The sequence below is a fragment of the Bacteroidota bacterium genome, from assembly GCA_018698135.1.
Taxonomy (GTDB): domain Bacteria; phylum Bacteroidota; class Bacteroidia; order CAILMK01; family JAAYUY01; genus JABINZ01.
Window position 1 is genome coordinate 1 of sequence record JABINZ010000171.1, and the last position, 8,299, is coordinate 8,299.

The window sequence follows — 8,299 nt, forward strand, 5'->3', positions numbered from 1 at the left end:
AGTTTTTACATAATTGCTTGGGCAGATATAAATAACGATGGAAAACCTGATAAGGAGATAAGCCGTTCTGACCTGAAAACAGCTTCTAATGAAGGTGAGTGGAGCTCATGGAATTTTAAATCAGAATATAACAGAATCTTTGTTGGTAATACCTGGAGTTCCCCCAATGAGAAAATGTACTATCAAAGTGGCGGTAAGGTTGATGGTTATACAGGACTCTCCAATAAAGTTTTTTATTCAAGAGCATTTAACGGACAACCAAGTCAATCTACCTCGCCAAGATTTACGAATATTAAAGTCAAAATAATTAGGTAGCTATTAGATTATGATTAGCAAAATATATTTCATTGCAATAAATCAAATGAAGAAAGTTATAGAATAATAAAAAGAGTTAAATGATACTGAAATAAATATCGCAGCATAATCGAGTAGGCTGCCCCAAGTAGAAACTAGCAGGGAGAACCTCTCACATGCTTGCGCTAAAGCTTGTGCCATTACTAAAGCTAGGCGACATGCAGTCAGCAGAGAAAAGCGCGGAAATAATAGTCTGAAGGACATTTGAGATTACCTCAAATGTGTTCTTTTGAATACAGAATTCAGCCCGCTACTCCTTCAGCACTTTCCTTACCAACTCAGCTTGTTGGTTTTTCAACTGTATTTTGAGGAAATAAATGCCATTATCCAGTATTGATATGTCTATATAATCTTGTTTCAGTTGTCTTTTTGACATCATCATTCTTCCTTGCTGATCTAATACGACAATATGCTCAATTTCCTGTGCATTCGAGATTTCAATAATTCCAGTAGTAGGATTCGGAAATAGGATTATGCCGTCTAGTTCGGAACAAGCGAATCCTATTGTTGAAATCGTTACCTTTTTGGAAAATGAATCAATGGCACCACATTTTGATACAAAAAGTTGAATAGTATATTCTCCATCTGTATCGTAATAATGAATTGGATTTTCATGTGTTGAGCTTTCTCCATCACCAAAATACCATTTGTATTCTAATCCAAAATTAGAATTATTGGCAATAGCCACTCTATTGCTATCATTTACAAAATCAAAATCAGCTTTTGGAACATATTTCCCCACATTCCATTTGCTTAAACTATCAAATACAATCAATCTGGTTGCTGCTCGAATAGCCATCGCATCTGTTAATGAAAGATTCAAATTATTGAATATTTGTATAGGATCTTTTTCAAAAATCAATGTATAAAATGCACAGGCAGCAACATAGGAACCTGCAGCTGAAGGATGCGATTCATCGGGTTCATACAACTCTAAAGTTGGATAATATTTTCGAATATATTTCCAAACTTCACCAACTGGAGAAACATAGGCATTGTTGTCGTTTGCCATCATCCTATAACGGAGATTTAACAAACTATCCATTCCTTCATACGTACACACTGGTGGCCACGAAGCACAATTCATTTGATCTCCATTTTTTCTACCCCAAGTCATATAAAAAAGGGGTATGCTACATGGATTAATAGCTCTAATTGAATCGCACAATATTTTAGCATACGGAAAAACTTCTGTACTCACCTGACTAATTGGCCAGGATGGTTCCTGACTTTGAGCTTGCAACACAACATAGTCCCAATTTTCTGATCGAATCATATCGAAAACAGTCGGATCAACCGCATGCTGAAGGAAGCGAGCACCACCAGGTGTATGTGCCTGATAGTCCATTGCATCGCCTGTCGATAAGGCCAGGTCTACTATCATTTGGGGTAAATTATTAGCTGCTGTATAACTGTTACCAATAAACAGCACTTTTTTATTTTGAGCTTGAACAAGAATAAACGGGAGAATAAATAGTATCGCTACTGCAAATTTTTTCATATGATTTTTGATTTTTTTATAACGCTTTTATGTTGATTCACTTTGGACGATAGATATCACTATACAGTTGCCTGATTTTAGACAATTTTATTTATTCGGTGAACTTCTTAAATAAAACTCGATTAATCCTCCTTTTATCAGTTCACTATGTACTAATTTAAAATCTTTGATTTCAACTCCATTTACTATTAGTTTATCGATATAAACATTTTCAGGGCTCTGATTAAACACTTTTATTTGTAGTATTTCCCCATCTTTCAATTGAATGATTGCCTCTGAAACAGAAGGACTCCCAACTGCATATTCGTCAGAGCCGGGCAAAACTGGATAAAATCCCAGAGCTGAAAACACATACCATGCACTCATTTGTCCAGCATCATCATTGCCACATAATCCATCTTCAGCATGACTATACATGCTGTTCATGATCATTCTAACTCTTTCCTGTGTTTTCCAAGGCTGATTCGTCCAATTGTATAAGTATGGAATATGATGCCCGGGTTCATTACCATGCACATAGTTTCCAATAATACCATCCCGTGTTATGTCTTCATTCTTTTCAATATATTCGTCAGCTATTGGCGTAGTAAAAATCGCATCTAGATGTTGTGAGAATTTATCCTTCCCTCCCATCATGCTGATCATATTATCCAACTCATGAGGAACATAAAGTCCATAATTCCAAGCATTTCCTTCAATAAAGCCTTGCCCATGCGTATTTAGAGGATCGAACTCCTTCCGCCATGTTCCATCTGCAAGTTTTGGGCGCATATACCCAATTTCAGCATCATACACATTATTGAAGTTTTTGGAACGACTTAAATAAGAGTTGTATTCGGCTTCGTTTCCAGCTTTTTTAGCAATTTGTGCAATACACCAATCATCATAAGCATATTCCAATGTTTTAGAAACTGATGAGGAGCTTTTATCTTCAGCAACATAGCCCAACTTCATATAATTAGCAATTCCATCATAATAAGCTAATGTTGAAGAATTTTTACACGCTAACAATGCTTTGTTCAAGTCCACATCTGTTGTTCCTTTTACGACAGCATCTGCAATAACTGAAACAGCATGATAGCCAATCATACACCAATTTTCGTTGGCATAATGACTCCAGACCGGCAAAGCATGATGCACACTTTGATCGGCATGTGCCATCATGGATTTAATCATATCGTTGTTTCGCTCGGGCTGAATTAAATTGAATAATGGATGCAAGGCACGATAAGTATCCCAAAGTGAAAAAATGGTATAATTTGTAAAACCATCAGATTGGTGAATATTTTGATCCAATCCACGATAACTCCCATCAACATCTTCATAGATAATCGGACTTAGCATTGTATGATAAAGCGCTGTGTAAAAAGTAATTTTTTGTTCTTCAGTTTGCGTTTCAACAATAATTTTAGATAATTCCTGATTCCATTTTTCTTGTGTTTCGCTTTTAACTTGTTCAAAATCCCAATGAGGAATTTCTGCTTCTAAATTTAGTAATGCGCCTTTTGTGCTAACCGATGAAAGGGCAAACTTGATCTGCAATTTTTCATCTTTCTCCATATCAAAATCAAAATAAGCCCGAATTTGTTTGCCTGACATTTCAGGGAAGTTTTCCTCTTCATTGAATTTCCTATAAAAGCCTTTATAAACAACATTTTCATAGCGCTTGTGTCCGTAATTGATACATGCTTTTGAAAACTGCATGGCAAAAAATACTTTCTTTGGTTTGGCCCATCCATTGGTTTGTCGATATCCTGTAACAACGGAATCATTCTCAACTCTTAAAAAAGTCCATATATTTTTATCTTCATGATTATAGATGTTAGACATTAAATCCAGAATAATATGCGCGGTATCCTTTTCGTTAAATGTGTATTGATGAAAACCAACCCGCTCAGATGCGGTCAATTCGGCTTGAATTTGATAATCATTCAACAGAACAGAATAATAGCCCGGCTCAGCTTTTTCATTTTTATGATCAAAATGCGAACAAAATCCGTCTTCACCGCTTTCAATATTTGCAGGTTCTAATTGAAGTTTTCCTGTAGTTGGCATGAGTAAAAAATCACCTAAATCGGAATGCCCAGTGCCACTAAAGTGGGTGTGACTAAAACCAAAAATTGTGCTGTCTTCATATTGATAGCCTGAACAATAACGATAAACCTCTTTGTTGTATTTGCCATCAACATACATATTCATCAGCCGTGTTTCCGGGCTTAGTTGAACCATACCAAATGGAGCAGTTGCACCGGGATAGGTATGCCCCATATTCTTGGTTCCCACAAAGGGATTAACAAATTGGATCAGATTTGGCGTTTCAGTGTTCTGAGATTCAATTTCAATTTGTTTATTACAAGCTGAAAGTACAATTGAAGCAATGCATAGGGATATAATATGTTTCATTTTGAAGTTTCTTGATCGAGTCTCTTAAGTAAAGTTAATACTACTTCTGCCGTTATTATCTTGAATTGTTCTTGCATATGGTCAAAGTCCTCTTGCAGAGGTTTTCTCAGGCCAAGTTTGGTACACATATTCTCAATTAATTCATCCAAATCGGCCACTTCATACATCTTAATAATATCATCATCAGGATGTAAACAAAATCCGATAATTCCTATAGAGTCATGAAGCACATCATATAAAACTTCAACATGCCTTTTTTTGAATCCCATTGGCACATGAATCCCTAAATATCGGTCGCGAGACAAAAGTGATCTGCTTGAATTAATGGCTATCAGTCTTTTTTTGCGGGATGTTCTGTTCAGGAAAAATAATACCAGAGCAAACAGTAAAATGATTCCAAGGGTGATGATTGTTTTAACGAGTAATACCATGATATCTAAAATAATTATTCAAGAATACACAAAAAAAGTTATATAGTAACCTGAAAATCAATTTGTTTACCCCAAACCCTAAAGGGAGCAAATTGATTTTCTTCACACCCTCTTCGCTGCCGCAAAGCTTTAGCGAAGTGCAGTTAGGGATGGGGCTAATGAAGAAAATCTTTCACCGATATCCTTATGTAAATTGATAGTCACAATACTTAATTATTAATCAGATTCTTTTTCTTCAAAAAATGACTTAACACAAAAAGAACACCCACAACCACAAATGGAAATGTAATGGCCAGAATTATCCCTAAACTCATCCATATAGATTCATTCATTCCATAATTCATCTTGAAAACAAAAGGACTTATTCCCAAACCAATAATCATAAAAATGATTCCACCAATCTTTTCCCATTTCCACGCAATGATTAGCACAGCCAATAATACAAAGGAAGGAATTAAATGGATCAAAAAGCCTCCAATTTGTTGCCAAAAAGTTAGATCAGGTCCAAAAGAATCCAAAGCAAATAGGCTTACAAAAAGAATAGCAAGTATACAGATTACACGTGGTAACCAATAAATTAGTTTGATTGAATTATTCATATGTCTATAATTAAATTTTAAAGGTCATACGGAACTCGCATTATAATCATTCCTATGTGTGAGAAATTTTTTACACATGCTTGTTTCATCTGTTTATAATTGTTTTTTAATTGTCAAGTGGAACTCGCATTATAATCATTTCCTTGTGCCTGCACACCGAAGTGTTTCGGCACACAGGTGTGTGAGAAATTTTTACTCAGGCTCGTTTCATAACTTCAGTTTTAATCTTTGTTTTAACATGACATTTATATAAAATTCTGCTTTTCCGTTATTGATCATTTATGTTTGGTAAAATCTTAGAGGCTTAGAGTCTTAGTGGCAAAAACATAATAAAAATAGCCACAAAGACACCAATTCTCAAAGACTCACAAAGATATATTTCATTTTAACAATGTTTATCAATTAAAATAAATGCAGAATTACATAGAACTCAGGTCATAAATAGACATTGCTTTATGTTATCACTTCACCAGCCATGGTGCTTCTTCAATTGTGGACCTTTCTATAACCACAGGAATTTGGGGTTCAAACAAAATATCAATCTGCTTGATTATTCCATCCTCAAATTTATACAATAAGGATTGATATGGTGCAAATTTTAATTTCAGTTCATAAGTAATTCCCTTATAGTATACTGAAATTGGAACTTCGGAAGTTTTTTCAGAAAACGATTGCCCATATTCAATTGGAAATTTCAAATACCTTGATTTCGGATTTGCAAAGAAAACATACAGGGAATTGTAATCTTCCCTTGCCCAGTAAGATGGTAGGTTATTTCCCATAACAAGCGGAACTATCTTTCTAATGTAATTTGAACTGACATTAGATTGTTTACTTAAACTGGCAAGCAGCCCATCCCATTTTTTATGTTTGACAGTACCTGCTTCCAGTGGCATTTGTTTCAATGTAACTGAAAGACCTTGTTTGGCCAATTCATTGATTCTTTTAAGCACCTCATAATCCAAAAAGGCAACATCTACATAAAGCGAACTAAAATGGGCATTTCCAACAATCAATTTTTTGTTTTCCACTTTTGCTTTTTCCAGAAATTCTTGGTTAATCCAAATCGGATGATGTCCAGCCAGCTCTTCAGGAAAATAAACATAGCGCATTTCGTAATAGCCCCAAGCCCAAATAAATTGTTTTTTCTTTGGCATAATACCTTTCATCCACGCATCTTCAGTAGGCAGATAAACAGCAACATCACTAAAGGTATTCCCTTTTTTCATATAGGAAGAAACTTTCGTTAAATATTCATTAAATGCAGGAATTTCAGCCGCTAACCTACCCTCTTTTCCAACATGAACTGTTGCATAAAAATTTACAGAGTCCTCATCTTTCGGATTGTGTGCTTTACCATGCCAAATGATATGATTTATCCCATTAGCAAATAATGCATCAGCCAGAAGTTTTAAATCAGCCATTTGCTCTTCTCTGATGTGGTTTCTGGGCCAGCCATACAAACAGGTAAAGGTTTCGGCACTCACCACTTTTTTCCCACTCAGCAGTGCAGCTGAAGCTGGAATGCTGTTGAACTCCGGTTCGTACAACATGGCCTCACCTTCAGGAATATCCAGTTGGGCATAAGCTGAAATAATATCGCAGGGAGCACCAGAACATTGTCCACGGGAAATCAGTCCACGAGCATTTAATGTACTATCAAAATCATGATAGAAAGCAATTGTCTTCTCAGAAATCAGGCTCATATAGTCGTATAGCTTATCTTTAGCAAGTGGAAACAAAGAATAAATTGATTTTCCTACATGCCACTCCCAAGGATAATCCTTTTTATCTGGACTTTGTGAATTATACAAAGAATCCATATAAGGCTTAATGTCGTAGCCAAATCGTTGCTCAAATTCTTTATCAAAACCATCAGTCCAAAGCTTTTTAGTTTCCACTTCCCAACTATCAACAAAATAGGCTTGAGGCAGTTTTGTGTTTGGCTGAGGAAATGAATCAAGCATTCGATTGAAATAATTCAAATAATGCTTTGGATTCAAATGATCAACCACATAGCCTTTTTTAGGGTACTCCCACGACTTGCTGATCATTTGCCTCTCTTCTGCCCCATATTGTTGAGCTGCCTCTTCATAGCTAACATATGAGTCCCCATATGGCCAAAGTGTTCCCATGGTCATATCACAAGCCAAGCCAATACTATCTGCATATTTAATGGTGTAGGTAACAATTTCCTGCCAGTCAGGACTTAACCATTCTTGTCTGTCTGTATAAGAAGTATCCTTACTATTCCCCATCGCATTCAAAGGATAAACCCAAGCGATTTCAACACCGCCAAAACCATTTTCTTTCAACCAATCCAAATTGAATTTGACATCTTCTTTTTTGATTTCAGAAGCAAACCACCAATAGCGAATATAAGGTTTGGAGATTTGCTCCATGGAAGAAGTTGCGAGCCATTCAGTATCTGAATTTTTACTATGCTCTTTGTTATTTTGACAAGAACTAAGTACTATTGTAAGTATGAAAATGATAGTGAAGTTTTTCATAATTAATCTTTAAACTTTAGTCAGGTGGTGGTGGAGGTGGAATATGTTTGCTCATATAGAATCCTGATGTATCTGAAATAATTAAATCAATCAACTTTTTAGTCATACTATCAAATTCCAGTGTCCTGTCTAAACAATGCCAAGCTAAACTATAACTAATTAAAAGGCCATATTCTTTATTGAAATAATAGCTAGTTTCTTCATCAATAGCATCCGTATCATAGAGATACTTATTTATTAAAAATCCAGAACCTTCTATATCAAAAGTTTTCTGAGCAATCAGAGGACAATCATGACCGTAAATTGCAAGAATTGAATCCGTGGAATCAACTATTGAAAAACTGATGTCCATGTTTTCCTCATTAGAAGATGAATAACTGTATTTTAAAGTATCTTCATTCTTGGAAATACATAGTTTTACCGTATCCACATTATATATTTCATGCCTGACATATCTGGAGAAATATCCTGTTAAACATTCAGTAGAATACTGGCATGATG

7 protein-coding genes are annotated in these 8,299 nt (G+C 35.4%); 1 reads left to right on the plus strand and 6 read right to left on the minus strand.

Annotation, left to right across the window (positions count from 1 at the left end; all coding sequences use genetic code 11):
- On the plus strand, nucleotides 1–315 hold a 315-nt coding region (locus tag HOG71_11380; protein MBT5991440.1), incomplete at its 5' end, for a hypothetical protein.
- Between the two features lie 289 nt (nucleotides 316–604).
- Here HOG71_11380 and HOG71_11385 read toward each other — a convergent pair.
- The 6 genes from HOG71_11385 to HOG71_11410 form a co-directional block, all read right to left on the minus strand.
- A complete protein-coding gene (locus HOG71_11385) occupies nucleotides 605–1,855 on the minus strand; it encodes a T9SS type A sorting domain-containing protein (protein ID MBT5991441.1) in 1,251 nt (416 codons plus the stop codon).
- A gap of 87 nt (nucleotides 1,856–1,942) precedes the next feature.
- Nucleotides 1,943–4,258 (minus strand): glycoside hydrolase family 92 protein, encoded by a 2,316-nt coding sequence (locus HOG71_11390; protein MBT5991442.1) that lies wholly within the window; start codon nucleotides 4,256–4,258, stop codon nucleotides 1,943–1,945.
- On the minus strand, nucleotides 4,255–4,689 hold the full coding sequence (locus HOG71_11395) for a hypothetical protein (GenBank protein ID MBT5991443.1): 435 nt from the start codon (nucleotides 4,687–4,689) through the stop codon (nucleotides 4,255–4,257). The genes HOG71_11390 and HOG71_11395 overlap by 4 nt, the downstream gene beginning before the upstream one ends.
- 209 nt (nucleotides 4,690–4,898) lie before the next feature.
- Nucleotides 4,899–5,288: a hypothetical protein gene (locus HOG71_11400; GenBank protein MBT5991444.1), complete on the minus strand. Its 390-nt coding sequence runs from the start codon at nucleotides 5,286–5,288 to the stop codon at nucleotides 4,899–4,901.
- A gap of 461 nt (nucleotides 5,289–5,749) precedes the next feature.
- Nucleotides 5,750–7,798, minus strand: a complete 2,049-nt coding sequence (locus HOG71_11405) for a hypothetical protein (protein MBT5991445.1) — start codon at nucleotides 7,796–7,798, stop codon at nucleotides 5,750–5,752.
- A gap of 16 nt (nucleotides 7,799–7,814) precedes the next feature.
- On the minus strand, nucleotides 7,815–8,299 hold a 485-nt coding region (locus HOG71_11410), incomplete at its 5' end, for a hypothetical protein (GenBank protein ID MBT5991446.1).

Bases quoted from the DNA above. Each gene is read 5' to 3' on its own strand.
- HOG71_11385 (MBT5991441.1), bottom strand. From the start codon at position 1,855: ATGAAAAAATTTGCAGTAGCGATACTATTTATTCTCCCGTTTATTCTT.
- HOG71_11390 (MBT5991442.1), bottom strand. From the start codon at position 4,258: ATGAAACATATTATATCCCTATGCATTGCTTCAATTGTACTTTCAGCT.
- HOG71_11395 (MBT5991443.1), bottom strand. From the start codon at position 4,689: ATGGTATTACTCGTTAAAACAATCATCACCCTTGGAATCATTTTACTG.
- HOG71_11400 (MBT5991444.1), bottom strand. From the start codon at position 5,288: ATGAATAATTCAATCAAACTAATTTATTGGTTACCACGTGTAATCTGT.
- HOG71_11405 (MBT5991445.1), bottom strand. From the start codon at position 7,798: ATGAAAAACTTCACTATCATTTTCATACTTACAATAGTACTTAGTTCT.